Below are 15,648 nucleotides of genomic sequence, written 5' to 3'. Positions count from 1 at the left end.
TTTCGCGGGGTTATTTTGATAGGCTGGTGTGCGGAAGTGTTCCGAGTCGGAAAACGCTCTGAAACGGCCAGAAAAGGATTATTCAACGTATGAACTCAGAACAGGCCGCTGCCGCGGAAAGTTACGGCGCAGGCGCAATCCAGGTACTGGAAGGCCTCGAGGCGGTTCGCAAGCGTCCGGGTATGTACATTGGATCGACCGGACCCCGTGGTTTGCACCACCTCGTGTACGAGATCGTCGACAACTCGGTCGACGAGGCGCTCGCTGGGCACTGCGACTTAATTACCGTCACGATTCTCGAGGACGGCGCGGTTCGCGTCGTTGACAACGGCCGAGGCATCCCGGTCGCTGAGCACCCAACGGAGGGTCGCTCAACGGTCGAGGTCGTGCTGACAGTTCTGCACGCCGGCGGCAAGTTCGGTGGCGGCGGCTACGCCGTTTCGGGCGGCCTGCACGGCGTTGGCTCGTCAGTCGTGAACGCACTGTCGAGCAAGTTCGATGTTTCGGTTTCGCGCGAAGGTTTCACGTGGAACATGTCGTTCACGGACAGCGTGCCGGACGCCCCGCTTGCGCAGGGGGGGCCCACCGACGCCACCGGAACGACCATTACGTTCTGGCCCAGCGCCGACATCTTCGAAACTACTGAGTTCGATTACCAGACGCTGCGCACGCGCTTCCAGCAGATGGCCTTCCTCAACAAGGGCCTGACCATCACGGTCACGGACCTGCGCCCGCAGGAGCCCGTTGAGAACTCCGACGGCGAGATGGTCGCTCCGGCTGCCCCGCACGACGAGTTCTGCTACGAAAAGGGCATCGAGGACTACGTTCACTACCTCAACTCAGCCAAGCGCGCGGATCTCGTCAATGACGAGATCATCTCGTTTGAGTTCGAGGACACCGAACGCAAGATGGCCGTCGAGGTCGCGATGCAGTGGACCACGGCGTACTCCGACAGCGTGCACACCTACGCGAACACGATTAACACGCACGAGGGTGGCACCCACGAAGAGGGCTTCCGTGCCGCACTCACTACGCTCGTGAACCGCTACGCGCGTGACAAGAACATCCTTCGCGAGAAGGACGACAATCTTTCGGGCGACGATGTGCGCGAGGGTCTCACCGCCGTCGTTTCGATCAAGCTCGGCGAGCCGCAGTTCGAGGGCCAGACGAAGACCAAGCTCGGTAACACCGAAGCAAAAGCTTTCGTGCAGAAGGTCGTCGGTGATCGCCTGGGGGACTGGTTCGAACGCAACCCCGGCCCAGCCAAGGACGTCATTCGCAAGGCCATTCAGGCTGCCACCGCACGCCTGGCTGCCCGCAAGGCTCGCGAGACCGCACGTCGTAAGGGACTGCTCGAGTCGGGTGGCATGCCCGGCAAACTCTCGGATTGCACGAGCAAGGACCCCACGGTCTCAGAAATCTTCATCGTGGAGGGCGACTCCGCAGGCGGCTCCGCCAAGACCGGGCGCAACCCGCACACCCAGGCGATCTTGCCACTGCGAGGCAAGATCCTCAACGTTGAAAAGGCGCGCCTCGACCGCGCGCTGAACAACACCGAGGTCCAGGCAATGATCACGGCGTTCGGCGCCGGCATTGGCGAGGACTTCAACCCCGAGAAGGCGCGCTACCACAAGATCGTGCTGATGGCCGATGCCGACGTTGATGGCCAGCACATCACGACGCTGCTACTCACGCTGCTGTTCCGTTACATGCGGCCGCTGATTGACCTCGGCTATGTCTATCTCGCGCAGCCACCGCTGTACCGGATCAAGTGGACGAATGCCGACCACGAGTACGTCTACAGCGACGACGAGCGTGACGCGGCTCTCGCCGCGGGCGCAGCCAACGGTCGCCGCCTGATGAAGGAAAGCGGCGTGCAGCGCTACAAGGGTCTCGGTGAGATGAACCACGAAGAGCTCTGGGACACCACGATGAACCCCGATACGCGCACCTTGCTCCAGGTCACCATGGACGATGCAGCCGTCGCCGACGAGATTTTCGCGACGCTCATGGGGGAGGACGTCGAAGCTCGACGCACCTTCATCCAACAGAACGCGAAGGACGTTCGATTCCTTGACATCTAGCCGCACGCCGGCCAGTCAGGAATCGACAGCAGAGTTGAAAGCAGAAACTTCATGAGCGACGACGTAACCACCAACTCACCTGAGGCGCCCGAGGGCGCAGAGTACGGCGCCGAGGTAGCAAACCACGGCCGCATCAACCAGGTAGAGCTGCAGACAGAGATGCAGCGCTCGTACCTCGACTACGCCATGAGCGTGATCGTGGGACGCGCGCTTCCCGACGTGCGTGATGGGCTCAAGCCCGTGCACCGCCGCGTCATCTACACGATGTACGACGGGGGATACCGCCCCGACAAGGCATTCTCGAAGTGCACGCGCGTTATTGGCGACGTCATGGGACAGTTCCACCCCCACGGTGACACCGCGGTGTACGACTCGCTCGTTCGCCTGGTGCAGCCCTGGTCGCTGCGATACCCGCTTGCGCTCGGACAGGGCAACTTTGGTTCGCCCGGTAACGACGGCGCAGCCGCACACCGTTACACCGAGACGAAGATGTCGCCGCTCGCCATGGAAATGGTACGCGATATCGACGAAGACACCGTCGACTTCCAGGACAACTACGATGGGCGCACTCAGGAGCCCACCGTACTCACGAGCCGGTTCCCCAACCTGCTGGTCAACGGCTCTGTGGGCATCGCCGTGGGCATGGCGACCAACATTCCGCCGCACAACCTCCGCGAGGTCTCAGAGGCTGCCATTTGGCACCTGGAACACCCCGAGGCAACCCGCGAGGAGCTCCTCGAAGCCCTCATGGAGCGCGTCAAGGGCCCCGACTTCCCGACGGGCGGCCAGATCCTCGGCACGAAGGGCATTAAGGACGCGTACCGCACGGGGCGTGGCTCCATCACGATGCGTGCCGTCGTCAACATCGAGGAACTGCAGGGGCGCACCTGCCTCGTTGTCACCGAGCTGCCGTACCAGGTCAACCCCGATAACCTCGCGGTAAAGATCGCCGACCTCGTCAAGGAAGGCCGCGTACAGGGTATCGCCGACATTCGCGATGAGACCAGCGGCCGCACGGGCCAGCGCCTCGTGATCGTGCTCAAGCGCGACGCGATCGCGAAGGTCGTGCTCAACAACCTGTACAAGCACACCCCGCTGCAGGAGAACTTCGGCGCGAACATGCTCGCGATCGTCGACGGCGTGCCCCGCACGCTCCCGCTTGACGGCTTCATCACCTACTGGGCCAAGCACCAGATCGAGGTCATCGTTCGCCGCACGGAGTACCGTCTCCGCAAGGCCGAGGCCGAGGCTCACATCCAGCGTGGCTACCTTAAGGCGCTCGACGCGCTCGACGCGGTCATCGCCCTGATCCGGCGCTCGCCGACCGTGGATGAAGCACGCGAGGGCCTTATGGGCCTGCTCAGCGTGGATCAGCTGCAGGCCGACGCAATCCTGGGTCTCCAGCTGCGTAGGCTCGCTGCTCTTGAGCGCCAGAAGATTCTTGACCTCGCAGCCAAGCTCGAAGCAATGATCGCCGAGTTCGAGGCGATTCTCGCCTCACCCACCCAGCAGCGCGGCATCGTCGTGGACGAGCTGGGGGAGGTCGTGCACAAGTTCGGTGACGAGCGTCGCAGCACGATCCTGCACGGCTTCGACGGCGATATGTCGATGGAAGACCTGATTCCTGAGGAGGAGATGGTCGTGACCGTGACGCGTGGCGGGTACGTCAAGCGCACGCGCATCGATAACTACCGGTCACAGCATCGCGGCGGCAAGGGCGTGAAGGGGGCGCAGCTGCGTGCCGACGACATCGTCGAACACTTCTTTGTCACGACGACGCACCACTGGCTCATGTTCTTCACGAACACCGGCCGCGTCTACCGCGCGAAGACGTACGAGATTCCCGAGGGAGGCCGCGACGCCAAGGGTCAGCACCTCGCGAACCTACTCGCACTGGCTCCAGACGAGTCTGTCACGCAGATTCTTGACGTTCCCGACTACGAGGCCGGCTACCTGCTGCTGGCCACACGTGATGGTCTCGTGAAGAAGACGGCCCTCACCGAGTACGACACGAACCGTACGGGCGGCATCATCGCGATCAAGCTGCGCGAGGGTGACGAGCTCGTCTCGGCTCTTATCGCTGAATCCGATGACGACGTCTTGCTCGTATCGAAGCAGGGCATGTCGGTCCGTTTTACAGCCTCTGACCAGGCACTTCGTCCGATGGGTCGCTCGACGAGCGGCGTGCGCGGCATGAACTTCCGAGACGGAGACACCCTGCTGTCGGCGTCGTGCGTCAATGGGAACGACGGCTTCGTGTTCGTCGTGACCGAGGGCGGATATGCCAAGCGCACGGACGTGGGGGAGTACCGCGTACAGAACCGTGGCGGCTACGGCATCAAGGTCGCTAAGCTCGACGAGAACCGTGGCGACCTGGTCGGAGCACTGATCGTGGACGAGGCAGACGAAGTTCTTGTTGTGCTCGCGAGCGGTAAGGTGGTCCGGTCGGACGTCGCTGAGGTGCCGGCAAAGGGTCGCAACACAATGGGGGTCGTGTTTGCTCGATTCCCAGAGGGTGACCGTATTATTGGCATCGCGCGAAATTCGGAGCGTGGGCTTGAGGAGGAAGAGCCCGAGGGCCCAGCCACCGAGACTGCTGAGAACGAGGAAAATCTGAATGAGTAACACCGTTGCCGACAAGTTGGCTAAGAAGACACGCAAGAAGGCTCCGGCCAAGCAGGTTCGCCTGAAGCTTGTGTACATCGACTTTTGGTCGGCCGTGAAGTTCTCGTTCCTCGTGGCTATTTGCCTCGCGATCGTGAGCATCGTATCGACGATCCTGATCTACACCGTGCTGTCCCAGACCGGTGTGCTGGGTGAGATCGACTCGCTGTTCATGGACATCGTGGGCGAGGACAACAGCCTCATGAAGATCATCGGGTTCCCGCAGGTCGCCGGCTTCGCCGTCGTCGTGGGCATCCTGAACACGATCGTGGGCACCGCTATCGGTGCAATTGCGGCGCTCGTGTACAACCTGCTGGTGCGCGTGCTGGGCGGTTTCCAGCTCGGTTTCACCAGCAACTAAGGCCGCTTTTTGCGGTAACACCTCGGGGAACTCGCCCGGAAAACGCGGTTGATTTCAAATCGGCACGGATTTCGGGTAATGTTTCCTCTTGGTTAAGGGGCTATAGCTCAGGCGGTTAGAGCGCTTCACTGATAATGAAGAGGTCCCTGGTTCAAGTCCAGGTAGCCCCACCGAAACCAAGTGGTAAAAACACGAAGTTTCTTGTAGTAAAATAATAAATGAACACGGGTCCTTAACTCAGTTGGTAGAGTGCCTGCTTTGCAAGCAGGATGTCGGGAGTTCGATTCTCCCAGGATCCACATTGAAAACCCCCTCGTTGATTTCGATCAGCGAGGGGGTTTTGTTTTGTGTCAATGCTTAGCCGTGCCCGAACACCGCGAAAACCAGGAACACGATTCCAGCAAGCGCGCAGACCCCGGCAGCCGGCCAGCGATAGTCGCGCTGCAGGGTACGCGTGTAGAGACTGCTGATGCGTTCCGTATGCGTTGGAAACCGGGACCAGGCCCACGCGATCACTATGAACGGGCTCGACAGCGCCACGAGAAAAATCGAGTAGGCGATGATCCGCGGCACGAGCTGCGGGGTGAGCGTCGTCGTCATGCGCCCCACCAGATACATGATTGGCAACGTCGTGAATCCGATGACCGCGCTCGAGAGCCCGATGAAGAAATAGCCCATCGGGCGTGCGTTCTGCTTCACCGGCTTGGGGGGACGTGCCGGGGGAGTCCGTGCGTACGCCGTCCAGACTGAGATGCCGCCCGCGAGCACCAGGAACACGATGCCCGCGGTCAGGTCTACCGTGCGGTTGAACAGTTCGTCCTGCGCCCGATGCTTGATGGTGCTCACGAGACTTGTCGGGTTGAACGTCTGCAGCACCAGAAACAGTGCGGTGGCGCCCACCCAGAGGCCGCTGATCATGAACGCGAGGCGCGCTCGCACCGGTAGGCCGCGGGCGAGCATGTCGGCGGTGGCGCCGTACAACGCCGGGTTGAGGCCGAGGGAAAGCCCAAATCCAGAGAGTGCGGCCAACGTCGTCACCCAAGTCAGTATCTGCGACATTGCTTGCTGTCTCCTTCACTGGTGACCAATACTTGGGGCTTCGGTGGCCGGGCCAACCGAGATCTTCGCTAGCCTACTCGCGACCAATAGCGGGGCGCATGGCTCTCGGCCGCGCCGATCCCGAGTGACGAGCCGCAGCAATGAAGTCGCAAAGGTAGGGAAACCCCGAACGCAATGATCCGGCTGCCTCGGTGTCGCCCGCCGGCACCCGCGGCCTACCGTAGAGGTATGACATCTTCAGTCGACCACCAGCCGACCGTGCCGCTCCTCGCGGAACCGGTCGCCGCGCAGCCCACCGTGCCGCTGCCGGGCGTGCAGCAGCCCCAGTACGCCCCAGAACAGGCCCCACAGTCGCCGCTGCCGCAGTCGCAGCCGCAAACCTCCCAGCATCCCGCTGGGCCCGCTCCGAAGCCCGCTAAGCGCCGGGGAGCACCCTTCCGCATCGTGCTGACGATCCTGCAGCTCGCCGGCGTCGGTATCGTCGGCCTCGCCACCCTGGGCATGCTGCTCGGCATGCTGGGCGCAGGCATCGGCCTCACCTTCCTCCTCGGCGTCGGTCTGGTCGTGCTCGTGGGACTCGTTTACGCGGTCTACGGGCTCGCCTGGTTCGAGACCCAGCGCGTCAGCGGGCTCTACGATCTCGGTGTGCCCGCGCTGCCGCTGCAGAAGCAGCACGGCCGCGGCTTCAAGGCCTGGCTCAAGTCCCTGGGCCGACAGACCATCGACGGTCGCATGTGGCGCGCGGTAGCAAGCTTCGTCGTCACGAGCCTGCTCGGAATGGCCGTGCTGGGGCTCGCGCAGGGCTTCATCAGGTCGACCGCCACGATCTTCTCGGGTATCAACGTGTGGTGGCAGCCCGGCATCATCGGCGTGCTGCTGTGCGCGGCCGGCATCGTGGGCATCGCCCTGCTGCACCGCATCGTGACGGTCGCCATCATCGGATCCGGCGCAGCTGAGGAGCAGCTCGAGGCGCAGGTGCTCGTGACTTCGCAGCAGCGCGAGGGAGCGGTGCGTGCCGCCGACCTCGAGCGCACCCGCATCGAGCGCGATTTGCACGACGGGGTGCAGCCCCGCCTCGTATCGGTTGCCATGACGCTCGGCCTCGCCCAGCAGAAGATCGACAGCGACCCCGAGGCGGCCAAGGAACTCGTCGCCGAGGCCCACACCTCGACAAAGGCCGCCATCACCGAACTGCGGCAGCTGGCTCGCGGCATCTACGCCTCGGTGCTCGACGACCGCGGCCTCGACGCGGCACTCTCGGCGCTCGCGGCCCGCTCACACATCCCGGTGCAGCTCGACGTGCGCGTCACCGACCGCTGCTCGCGCACCGCCGAGGCCGCCATCTACTTCGCGATCGCCGAATCGCTCACCAATGCCGCCAAGCACTCCCGCGCAAGCGAGTGCCGCGTCGTCGTGCGCGTGCGCGACGAGAACATGCTCTGGGCCCGCGTCGAAGACAACGGCATCGGCAACGCCCGGGTCGTGCCCGGGGGAGGCCTCGACGGCATTATGAACCGCGTGCTCGCCGCCGGCGGCACGACCCGACTCGACAGCCCGCAGGGCGGTCCGACGACACTGGAGGTGAGCATCCCATGCGCATCCTGATCTGTGAGGATTCCGTGCTGCTGCGCGAGGGGCTCGTGCGCCTGCTCGAGCACGGCGGTCACGAGGTGGTTGCGGCGCTTCCCGACGCCACGGGGCTGATGGCCTCGGTGGCCAGCACTGATCCGGATCTGTGCATTCTCGACGTGCGCCTGCCGCCGAGCTACACCGATGAGGGCATTCGGGCCGCGCATGAGCTGCGGCATAGCCGGCCCCAGCTCCCCGTGCTCGTGCTCTCGCAGTACGTGGAGGAGCGGTACGCGAGTGAGATGATCGCCGCGCAAGGCGGTGCCTTCGGGTACCTGCTTAAGGACCGTGTCGCCGACGTGGGGGAGTTCATCGAGTCGGTCGAGCGCATCGCGCAGGGCGCCACCGTGCTCGACCCCGAGGTCGTGGCCCAGTTGCTGACGCGGCGCGGGCGCGACGACCGGATGCAACAACTCACCGACCGTGAGCGTACCGTGCTGGCCGCGCTCGCCGAGGGTCGTTCGAACCAGACGATTGCCGGGATGCTGTATCTCTCGGAGGCCAGCGTCGAAAAGCACATCACCGCGATCTTCCAGAAGCTCGGCCTCGACGCCGAGGACGGCAACCGCCGCGTGCTCGCGGCCATCGCGCATATTGAAAATTCGGGCAGCACCCCGCGTGCAGCTGCCCCGCACCAGTCGACCTCACAGAGCGGATTCCCACTATGAGTAACCACATTCCGACGCCGGGCGCACCGAAGCCCGCGCGGTCGACCGCCAGCACCGCCATCCTCGTCGCAACCTCGGTCGTGGGTGGGCTGGCCCTGCTCGGTACGGCCACCTCGGCCGTATACGGGCTGACCGTACCCGAGCCCTGGGAAGTCGTCGAGGGGACGAACTACACGACCGAGTACGCGGGCGCTGGCTCTGCCGCCGAACTCTACGCCGACGCCGTGGGTGTCACCTCGATCGAGATTGACGCCGCCGCGAGCGACTTCACGCTCAAATATGGCGATGTGGCCGAGGCGGTCTTGACTGTCGAAAACGTGACGCAGGGCGAGGCGGGCAACGTCAACGGCTGGACTCTGGAGCGTGACGGCGAGGACCTGATCGTCAACCGCGAACTGGGGCGCAGAAGCGGCGACACCTGCCTGGTCGGGTGCGGTCCGCGGGTGGGCGGTGACCAGACGGTCACGCTCACGCTGCCCCGAGAGCTCGGACAGAACCGTGCCGCGAGCCTCGACGTGCAGGTCGCTGCGGGGCAGTTCACCGGGACCGGATCGTACGACGAGGTCAGCCTGGAGGTCAGCGCCGGGTCACTGACGCTGAAGGGAGACGCGCGCACGCTCGATCTAGAGGTCAGCGTGGGCGATGCTACCGTCGAGCTTGCCGACGTCGACGAAGCGGACGCCTCCGTGACGACGGGGGACACGACCGTGAAGCTCACCGGCACTGCCCCGACCCTCGTCGAGGTGAGCGCAGAGGTGGGAACCCTCACCGCGCAGCTGCCGAAGGAGACGTACCGTGTCGATGCACAGGCAGATCTGGGATCGATCGATAACCGGCTCGAGGTGAGCAAGGGCTCGAAGCACGTGGTGACGGCCCGGGCTGAGGCCGCGGAGATCGTGCTCAAGCACTAACGGCTCGACGCCGCACGCTACGCATTTGCCACGCTCAACCCTCGAGGCCCTGGAGCTCGCCACCGGCGAGCCCGGGGCCTCGAACGTGGGGCGCAGCGGCACCACCCACCCACCGGCCCCCCCAAGTGTCCGTATGATGGCGACATGACCGTGTGGCGCGAAGACATTCTGGGCCAGGGCTTCGAGTGCACTGACATCGACCTGGGAGCAGACGAAGAGGGGCCGCTCGTCGCGACGCTCGTGCGCTCGCGACCGGATTCGTTGCCGTGGCTGCAGCGAATGTTTCACGGGAAACGTCGCCTGGAGGGCGCGCGCGTGCTCTATGTGCACGGGTGGTCGGACTACTTCTTTCAGCGCGAGCTGGCGGCATTCTGGACCCAGCAGGGTGCCACGTTCTACGCACTTGACCTGCGCAAGTACGGGCGCAGTCTGCGCGAGGGGCAGACCCCCGGCTACATCGAAGACCTCGGTGACTACCACGAGGAAATCGACGCGGCGCTCGAGATCATGCGCGCCGATGCGGGTGAACCCGTGGGGGATCCGGGCCGCCGCCTGATCCTCATGGGCCACTCGACCGGCGGGCTCGTGCTCAGCCTGTGGGCAGCCCAGAACCCCGGCGGATGCGACGCCCTCGTGCTCAACAGCCCGTGGCTCGAGTTTCAACTCAACTCCGCGGGCCGGCACCTCCTCAAGCCGATCATTGAAATCGGTGCGCGGGTCAACGCCCGCGATATTCTGCCGCAGATCGACAACGGCTTCTATTCCCGGGCCCAGCGCTCCGTCGGGCTCCCCGGTGAATACGACACCCTCAATGCCGACTGGCGACCCGACCGCAGCCACGCGGTGTTGACGGGATGGCTGCGGGCGGTGATCGCCGGCCATGCGCGCGTGAGTCAAGGCCTGCAGATCGATGCGCCCATTTCGATGCTGCTTTCGGCCCGGTCGGCACTTACCCTGCGGTGGAGCGATGACTTTACGTGCGCCGACAGCGTGCTCGAAGTCGACGCGGTGGCGCGGGCCGGTCTCAAGCTCGGGCCCGAATTGACCGTCCTGCGCATCGATGGTGCGCTGCACGACGTGTTCCTCTCTGCTGCTGAACCTCGGGCTGCGGCGTATGCCGCGCTCGATCGCTGGACGATCGGCTGGGCCGCAAATCACGGCCCCCGGGCCTAACCGGCTCAGAACCCCAAAGATCCGGATCAGGACCGCGATCGGCAGCGGCCGCGCGCGGTCCCGGGTTATCGCGCGACTGACCAGATAAGCTTCAGATCATGGATCTTCGAGTGGCCGCCTACGCGGTGGTAGAGCGGCGTGGCAAGATCCTGCTCACTCACTGGCGTCGCGGGCATCTGCACGGCTGGACCCTGCCGGGTGGCGGCATCGATCCGGGGGAGGACCCCCGTGATGCGGTCGTGCGCGAGGTGCTTGAGGAGACCGGGCTCGAGGCCAAGATTGGCAAGCTGCTGGGCGTCGATTCTCGGGTGATGGTGCGCGAAGAAGTGCCTGAGGGCACTGACCCTGAGCTGCATACGATCCGGATCGTGTACCGCGCGACCGTCAAGGACGGCCCGCTGCGGCACGAGATCGGTGGATCCTCGGACGAGGCCCGCTGGGTGCCGCTGCGCGAGATCAAGGCGCTGCGAACGTTGTCGCTCGTGCAGACGAGCCTGCACATGGCGGGCATCAACCTGCGCAAGCAGACGGCGAAGACCCCCAAGGCTGCGCAGCCGAAGCAGGCAGAACCTACGCAGACCGAGCCGAAGCAATCCGGGCAGTCCAAGCAGTCGGGGCAAAAGTCCGGGCAGGCGAAACAGGGCCAGCCGAAGCGGGGCGGGCAGCGGTCGCGCCAGCGATCGGGATCCGGTCAGCGGCAGCGCGGCGAACAGAATGCCGCGCAGAACTCAGCGCAGACAGCCGCGCCGCGCAGCGACGCCCCCAACACGGGAGTGGTGCGCAGCGAGCCCGTTCGCGGCGAGGCGCCGCGAAGCTCGACACCTCGCACTTCGGCTTCCCGGCCGCGCCGGGCCAACCGCCCAGCGGGGGAGTAACCCCGCCGACCTAGCTGGTTGTGCTCGCAGTAGTCGCACACGACGGGCGAATACACCGGTCGCACACGCAGAAAGGGGCGTGGGGTTCATCTGAACCCCACGCCCCTTTCTGCATCCGTCATCCGATTAGTTCTCGGGAGCGATCCACAGCTCGTCGTCGGTGCGGAACGCCTGCCAGAGTGCGTAGCCCACGCCCGCTGCCGCCGCGATACCGAGGCCCAGCGCAATGACGCCGCCGGCACCCTTCTTCTTCTTTTCGGCCTTCAGGTAGCCGCTGCGTTCGCCGAACCCGCGCACCTGCTTAGCAGCCTGCGGGTTATCGAGCTCATCGAGCGTGCGAATCGTGCGCGCGAGTGCGCTGGCCACGAACGGTGCCGAAACGCGGCGTACGCTATCGGCCGCGCGACGTGCCGAGGCTACGCCGCGGTCAACCGTCGGGCGAACGGCCTCGAGCGTCTCGTCAACGCGCGGGGCAAGGTGCTCGTCGCTGAGCTGGCGGGCCTGGTGGCCGGCCTCCTGCAGCACGAGACCTGCGTGGCCAAGCACAACGCGCTGCTGGTCGAGCAGCTCCTGTGCGGTCCCTTTGAGACGGCGCAGTTCGCGACGACGTTTCCGTGAGAGTTTCATACCTGTCCTCCTCGATTGGCAGGGCGTTCCCCGAACGTAATTGCTCAGTAGACTCCACGCTACACCGAAGGGTGGGCCGCATACACTAGGACTATGACCATTCACACCTCTGTAGCAACCATTCACACGAACCACGGCGACATCGTGATCAACCTCTTCGGCGATCACGCTCCCAAGACCGTGAAGAACTTCACCGATCTCGCCGAGAAGGATTTCTACAACGGCGTCATCTTCCACCGCATCATCAAGGACTTCATGATCCAGGGTGGCGACCCCACGGGCACCGGCACCGGCGGCCCCGGCTACAACTTCGACGATGAGATCCACCCCGAGCTCTCGTTCGACCGCAAGTACCAGCTCGCCATGGCAAACGCAGGTAAGCGCCCCGACATGACGGGCCGCCTCTCGGACACCAACGGCTCGCAGTTCTTCATCACGACCACCGCACCCGAGTGGCTCACCGGCAAGCACACCATCTTCGGTGAGGTCGCAGACGACGCTTCGAAGGCTGTCGTTGAGGCCATTGGCAACGTTCAGACCGGTGGCATGGACCGCCCGGTCGAGGACGTCGTCATCACCAGCGTCGACATCGCCGCGGCCTAGGTTTCCCTTTGGCAGGCGAACCAACTTACGGTGAGCGCGTAGCGTACGGGCCCAACGACGTCTGCTATCGACACCCCGGCGCCCACAGCTTCACGCTGTGCCAGCGCTGCGGCCGCACCATCTGCGCTGACTGCCAGGTGGTGTCGGCCGTGGGGGTGCTCTGCCCCGAATGCATGAAACAGGTGCAGCCCTCGGGCGCGAAGCGTGCCAAGCGCACCGCGCGGGTCACCGGACGCCGCATCGCGGCGCTCGACACCCCCGTGACTTACGCCATCATGGCGCTGTGCGTGGTCGTGTACGTCGCGCAGATGCTCACCCACTACTTCGGTGACGATCAGGTGACGCGTGCCCTCTGGTACGCACCCCTGTACTCGCTGCCGATGCAGTTCGAGCCGTGGCGCATGCTGACGTCGGTGTTCACGCACTCAACGGGCTTCATATTTCACATTTTGTTTAATATGTACGCGCTGTGGCTGTTCGGGCGTAATCTTGAGCAGATGCTGGGCAAGGCGCGCTTCACGGCGCTGTACTTGCTCACGGGGCTCGGTGGCTCACTCGGCGTAATGCTCTGGGCCTATGCGGATCCGCAGGCCCTGCTTGTACCCACGGTGGGCGCCTCGGGAGCGATCTTCGGGGTGCTCGGTGCGACGCTCGTCGCATACCGGGCCGCGCGAATCAACGTCACCTCGCTGCTGGTACTCGTCGCGATTAACTTCGGTATCGGTCTGATTCCCGGTGCCAACGTGTCGTGGCAGGCTCACCTGGGCGGCCTGATCGTGGGCGCGAGCGTCATGTGGGTGCTGCTCCAGATGCGGCAGCGCGCTCCCAAGAAGCGTGCGCTCATGCTCGGCGGCGTTGCAGGCGTGCTGGTGCTGTTGAGTTTTGCATTCTTTATTGTGTCGCCGCTCTAGCGCGACGCGAGGTACAACGAAGGGCCCGGAGAAATTCTCCGGGCCCTTCGTTGTTATCCACAGGTTTGTCCCCACCTGGGGAGGAATTACAGCCGTGTGATTTAGCCGCTGTGAGTGAGGGGCTGAGCCCTACTTCCACCAGGGAGTCATGAGGAAGCCGACCAGCACGAGGCCGAAGCCAACGAAGATGTTGCCCTGACCGAGTGTGGGGATCGGCAGCGGAGTGGGCATCGCGCTCGTGACGTAATAGAGCACGATCCAGATCAGGCCGAGCAGCATGAAGCCGAACATGACCGGCTTAAACCACACCGGGTTCGGGGCCTCCTTGCGGGCCTCCTGGCGCTCGAGGCGGGCCTGGGCCTTCTCGACATCGCTCGACTTGTGCTTGTCTACATTTTTTCCAGCAGCTGACATGCCACAGAGTCTACCGGGAACGCAGCGCCACCTCAGTGTTCCCGGCCTAGAATGTGAGAGTGAAACAGAAGCGTTCAGGTCGCGTGCGCCGCGCAAGGCTGAGCCCGTTGACCGTTATCGGTGAACTTCTGTTGGTGGCAGGCGTGGCAGTCTTCGGATACATCGTCTGGCAGCCGTGGCACACGGGCATCACCGTCACCGCAAAACAGACCGAACTCTCGGCAGCCGCCTCCGCCCAGTGGGACGCTGAGACGCCCGCCGAGGAGTGGGACGGCGTTGTGCCGATCGTGCAGGCCCCCGCACCCTCTGAGTCGTTTGCCAACCTGCATGTCCCGGCATTCGGCACCACCTACGCGAACACTGTCGCCGAGACCACCGACTGGTGGACCGTGCTGAACCTCGACGACAAGGGCATCGGGCACTACGAGATGACGCAGATGCCCGGTGAGCCGGGCAATTTCGCGCTCGCAGGCCACCGATCCGGCCCCCTCATTAACTCGTTTCGCGAGGTCATGAACCTGCGCATTGGCGACCCGCTCTTCGTGGAGACCGCGGAGGGGTGGTACACCTATCGGTTCCGTTCGATGGAGTACGTGCTGCCCGAAGAGGTGGACGTGCTGAACCCGTTCCCGCGCATCGAGGGTGCCGTGGGCGACGACCAGATTCTGACGCTCACGACCTGCCACCCCAAGATGGCCGGCAGCGATGAACGGGCGATCGCGTACTCCGTGTACGAGGGGTTTCAGCCGCGCAGCGCGGGCCCGCCCGCCGAGCTCATTGAGCTGAACCCCACGATGGGCGCGACCCAGGCCCCGAGAGGAGACGCCGCATAATGTTTTCCTTGCTGTGGAGGTTTTTCCCCGGGCCCGCCTGGCTGCGGGTCATCGTGCTGCTGCTCGTGCTCGTCGCGGCGGTTTACGCGCTCATAACGTATGTCTACCCGTGGGTTGCGGCGCAGCTCCCTGAAGAAGAAGTGACGGTTGGCCCATGACACGCATTCTGGTGATCGATAACTATGACAGCTTTGTCTACACGATCGCGGGCTACCTGCAGCAGCTGGGCGCGAGCGTGCAGGTGATGCGCAACGACGACCTCACCATCGGTGAGCTCGAGCATGCCGTCACCGAGTTCGACGGCGTGCTCGTGTCGCCCGGCCCCGGCACGCCTGCGGAGGCCGGCCTCTCGATTCCCATGATCGAGATCGCCCTGCGCACCGGCATTCCGCTGCTTGGGGTGTGCCTGGGGCACCAGGCCATCGCCGAGGCGCTCGGAGCGACGGTGACGCACGCCGAGGAGCTGATGCACGGCAAGGTGTCTCGCGTGCGCCACACGGGCGACGCGTTCTTCGCCGACGTGCCCGCAGAGTTCGACGCGACCCGCTACCACTCGCTCGCCGTGGTGCGCGATACGGTGCCCGACGTGCTCGAGATCACCGCCGAAACAGCGAACGGCGTTGTCATGGCACTGCACCACCGCGAACGCCCCATCTTCGGCGTGCAGTACCACCCCGAGTCGGTGCTCACCGAGGGCGGCTACCAGCAGTTCGGCAACTGGCTCGAGATCGTCGGGGCCACGGGTGCTGCTGAGCGCGCGAAGTCGCTGTCGCCGCTGATCATCACGCAGTAGGTGCAGTCACCGCCCTACACATCAATCACGCGAAAAGCCCCTC

General features: G+C 64.5%; 16 protein-coding genes and 2 tRNA genes. 15 read left to right on the top strand and 3 right to left on the bottom strand.

What is annotated here, in order from left to right; all coding sequences use genetic code 11:
• The first annotated feature begins 89 nt into the window (after positions 1 to 89).
• From gyrB to C795_RS0105115, 5 genes are all read left to right on the top strand, one after another.
• On the top strand, positions 90 to 2,084 hold the full coding sequence (gyrB, locus tag C795_RS0105135) for a DNA topoisomerase (ATP-hydrolyzing) subunit B (RefSeq protein WP_017792688.1): 1,995 nt from the start codon (positions 90 to 92) through the stop codon (positions 2,082 to 2,084).
• A 51-nt stretch (positions 2,085 to 2,135) separates the two neighbouring features.
• Positions 2,136 to 4,709: a DNA gyrase subunit A gene (gyrA, locus tag C795_RS0105130; RefSeq protein ID WP_017792687.1), complete on the top strand. Its 2,574-nt coding sequence runs from the start codon at positions 2,136 to 2,138 to the stop codon at positions 4,707 to 4,709.
• Positions 4,702 to 5,109: a DUF3566 domain-containing protein gene (locus C795_RS0105125; protein ID WP_017792686.1), complete on the top strand. Its 408-nt coding sequence runs from the start codon at positions 4,702 to 4,704 to the stop codon at positions 5,107 to 5,109. The genes gyrA and C795_RS0105125 overlap by 8 nt, the downstream gene beginning before the upstream one ends.
• Before the next feature lie 96 nt (positions 5,110 to 5,205).
• Positions 5,206 to 5,279, top strand: a tRNA-Ile gene (locus C795_RS0105120).
• A 56-nt stretch (positions 5,280 to 5,335) separates the two neighbouring features.
• Positions 5,336 to 5,408: transfer RNA gene (locus C795_RS0105115), tRNA-Ala, on the top strand.
• Positions 5,409 to 5,466: 58 nt separating this feature from the next.
• Here C795_RS0105115 and C795_RS0105110 read toward each other — a convergent pair.
• The gene (locus C795_RS0105110; protein ID WP_017792685.1) at positions 5,467 to 6,168 is read right to left on the bottom strand and encodes a hypothetical protein; all 702 of its coding nucleotides are present in this window, start codon (positions 6,166 to 6,168) and stop codon (positions 5,467 to 5,469) included.
• Positions 6,169 to 6,396: 228 nt separating this feature from the next.
• Between C795_RS0105110 and C795_RS15280 the strand changes: the two genes are divergently transcribed.
• From C795_RS15280 to C795_RS17750, 5 genes are all read left to right on the top strand, one after another.
• Positions 6,397 to 7,773, top strand: a complete 1,377-nt coding sequence (locus C795_RS15280; RefSeq protein ID WP_017792684.1) for a histidine kinase — start codon at positions 6,397 to 6,399, stop codon at positions 7,771 to 7,773.
• Positions 7,761 to 8,465, top strand: coding sequence for a response regulator transcription factor (locus tag C795_RS0105100; RefSeq protein WP_017792683.1), 705 nt, complete (start codon positions 7,761 to 7,763; stop codon positions 8,463 to 8,465). Before C795_RS15280 ends, C795_RS0105100 begins: the two co-directional genes overlap by 13 nt.
• Entirely contained in the window at positions 8,462 to 9,376 is a 915-nt protein-coding gene (locus C795_RS16525) for a DUF4097 family beta strand repeat-containing protein (protein ID WP_017792682.1), read from the top strand. The genes C795_RS0105100 and C795_RS16525 overlap by 4 nt, the downstream gene beginning before the upstream one ends.
• Positions 9,377 to 9,520: 144 nt before the next feature.
• Positions 9,521 to 10,549 carry an alpha/beta fold hydrolase gene (locus tag C795_RS0105090; RefSeq protein ID WP_017792681.1) on the top strand — a complete coding sequence of 343 codons (1,029 nt, stop codon included), beginning with the start codon at positions 9,521 to 9,523 and terminating at the stop codon, positions 10,547 to 10,549.
• Positions 10,550 to 10,647: 98 nt separating this feature from the next.
• Positions 10,648 to 11,424, top strand: coding sequence for an NUDIX hydrolase (locus C795_RS17750; RefSeq protein ID WP_332248476.1), 777 nt, complete (start codon positions 10,648 to 10,650; stop codon positions 11,422 to 11,424).
• Positions 11,425 to 11,550: 126 nt separating this feature from the next.
• On the opposite strand, the gene C795_RS0105080 is transcribed toward C795_RS17750, so the two are convergent.
• Positions 11,551 to 12,051 carry a hypothetical protein gene (locus C795_RS0105080; RefSeq protein ID WP_017792679.1) on the bottom strand — a complete coding sequence of 167 codons (501 nt, stop codon included), beginning with the start codon at positions 12,049 to 12,051 and terminating at the stop codon, positions 11,551 to 11,553.
• Positions 12,052 to 12,144: 93 nt separating this feature from the next.
• Between C795_RS0105080 and C795_RS0105075 the strand changes: the two genes are divergently transcribed.
• Positions 12,145 to 12,654 (top strand): peptidylprolyl isomerase, encoded by a 510-nt coding sequence (locus C795_RS0105075; RefSeq protein ID WP_017792678.1) that lies wholly within the window; start codon positions 12,145 to 12,147, stop codon positions 12,652 to 12,654.
• Positions 12,655 to 12,662: 8 nt separating this feature from the next.
• A complete protein-coding gene (locus C795_RS0105070) occupies positions 12,663 to 13,565 on the top strand; it encodes a rhomboid family intramembrane serine protease (RefSeq protein WP_033349173.1) in 903 nt (300 codons plus the stop codon).
• Positions 13,566 to 13,694: 129 nt separating this feature from the next.
• On the opposite strand, the gene C795_RS0105065 is transcribed toward C795_RS0105070, so the two are convergent.
• The gene (locus tag C795_RS0105065) at positions 13,695 to 13,979 is read right to left on the bottom strand and encodes a cell division protein CrgA (protein ID WP_017792676.1); all 285 of its coding nucleotides are present in this window, start codon (positions 13,977 to 13,979) and stop codon (positions 13,695 to 13,697) included.
• 59 nt (positions 13,980 to 14,038) lie between these two features.
• Between C795_RS0105065 and C795_RS0105060 the strand changes: the two genes are divergently transcribed.
• The 3 genes from C795_RS0105060 to C795_RS0105050 are packed head-to-tail and all read left to right on the top strand — an operon-like array spanning position 14,039 to position 15,605.
• Positions 14,039 to 14,812, top strand: a complete 774-nt coding sequence (locus C795_RS0105060) for a class E sortase (protein WP_232225437.1) — start codon at positions 14,039 to 14,041, stop codon at positions 14,810 to 14,812.
• Complete coding sequence (locus tag C795_RS17395) at positions 14,812 to 14,970, top strand: hypothetical protein (RefSeq protein ID WP_017792674.1); 159 nt, start codon at positions 14,812 to 14,814, stop codon at positions 14,968 to 14,970. Before C795_RS0105060 ends, C795_RS17395 begins: the two co-directional genes overlap by 1 nt.
• Positions 14,967 to 15,605: an anthranilate synthase component II gene (locus C795_RS0105050; protein WP_017792673.1), complete on the top strand. Its 639-nt coding sequence runs from the start codon at positions 14,967 to 14,969 to the stop codon at positions 15,603 to 15,605. The genes C795_RS17395 and C795_RS0105050 overlap by 4 nt, the downstream gene beginning before the upstream one ends.
• The last annotated feature ends 43 nt before the right edge of the window (positions 15,606 to 15,648 follow it).

Origin of the sequence: Leucobacter salsicius M1-8, assembly GCF_000350525.1 — a bacterium.
GTDB lineage: Bacteria > Actinomycetota > Actinomycetes > Actinomycetales > Microbacteriaceae > Leucobacter > Leucobacter salsicius.
This window is presented reverse-complemented; position numbering and strand designations above follow the sequence as displayed.

What these genes read in the sequence shown, in the direction of transcription:
- C795_RS17395 (WP_017792674.1), top strand. Translation starts at nt 14,812, where the DNA reads ATGTTTTCCTTGCTGTGGAGGTTTTTCCCCGGGCCCGCCTGGCTGCGG.
- gyrB (WP_017792688.1), top strand. Translation starts at nt 90, where the DNA reads ATGAACTCAGAACAGGCCGCTGCCGCGGAAAGTTACGGCGCAGGCGCA.
- C795_RS0105050 (WP_017792673.1), top strand. Translation starts at nt 14,967, where the DNA reads ATGACACGCATTCTGGTGATCGATAACTATGACAGCTTTGTCTACACG.
- C795_RS0105090 (WP_017792681.1), top strand. Translation starts at nt 9,521, where the DNA reads ATGACCGTGTGGCGCGAAGACATTCTGGGCCAGGGCTTCGAGTGCACT.
- C795_RS15280 (WP_017792684.1), top strand. Translation starts at nt 6,397, where the DNA reads ATGACATCTTCAGTCGACCACCAGCCGACCGTGCCGCTCCTCGCGGAA.
- C795_RS0105065 (WP_017792676.1), bottom strand. Translation starts at nt 13,979, where the DNA reads ATGTCAGCTGCTGGAAAAAATGTAGACAAGCACAAGTCGAGCGATGTC.
- C795_RS0105100 (WP_017792683.1), top strand. Translation starts at nt 7,761, where the DNA reads ATGCGCATCCTGATCTGTGAGGATTCCGTGCTGCTGCGCGAGGGGCTC.
- C795_RS0105125 (WP_017792686.1), top strand. Translation starts at nt 4,702, where the DNA reads ATGAGTAACACCGTTGCCGACAAGTTGGCTAAGAAGACACGCAAGAAG.
- C795_RS17750 (WP_332248476.1), top strand. Translation starts at nt 10,648, where the DNA reads ATGGATCTTCGAGTGGCCGCCTACGCGGTGGTAGAGCGGCGTGGCAAG.
- C795_RS16525 (WP_017792682.1), top strand. Translation starts at nt 8,462, where the DNA reads ATGAGTAACCACATTCCGACGCCGGGCGCACCGAAGCCCGCGCGGTCG.
- C795_RS0105080 (WP_017792679.1), bottom strand. Translation starts at nt 12,051, where the DNA reads ATGAAACTCTCACGGAAACGTCGTCGCGAACTGCGCCGTCTCAAAGGG.
- C795_RS0105075 (WP_017792678.1), top strand. Translation starts at nt 12,145, where the DNA reads ATGACCATTCACACCTCTGTAGCAACCATTCACACGAACCACGGCGAC.
- gyrA (WP_017792687.1), top strand. Translation starts at nt 2,136, where the DNA reads ATGAGCGACGACGTAACCACCAACTCACCTGAGGCGCCCGAGGGCGCA.
- C795_RS0105110 (WP_017792685.1), bottom strand. Translation starts at nt 6,168, where the DNA reads ATGTCGCAGATACTGACTTGGGTGACGACGTTGGCCGCACTCTCTGGA.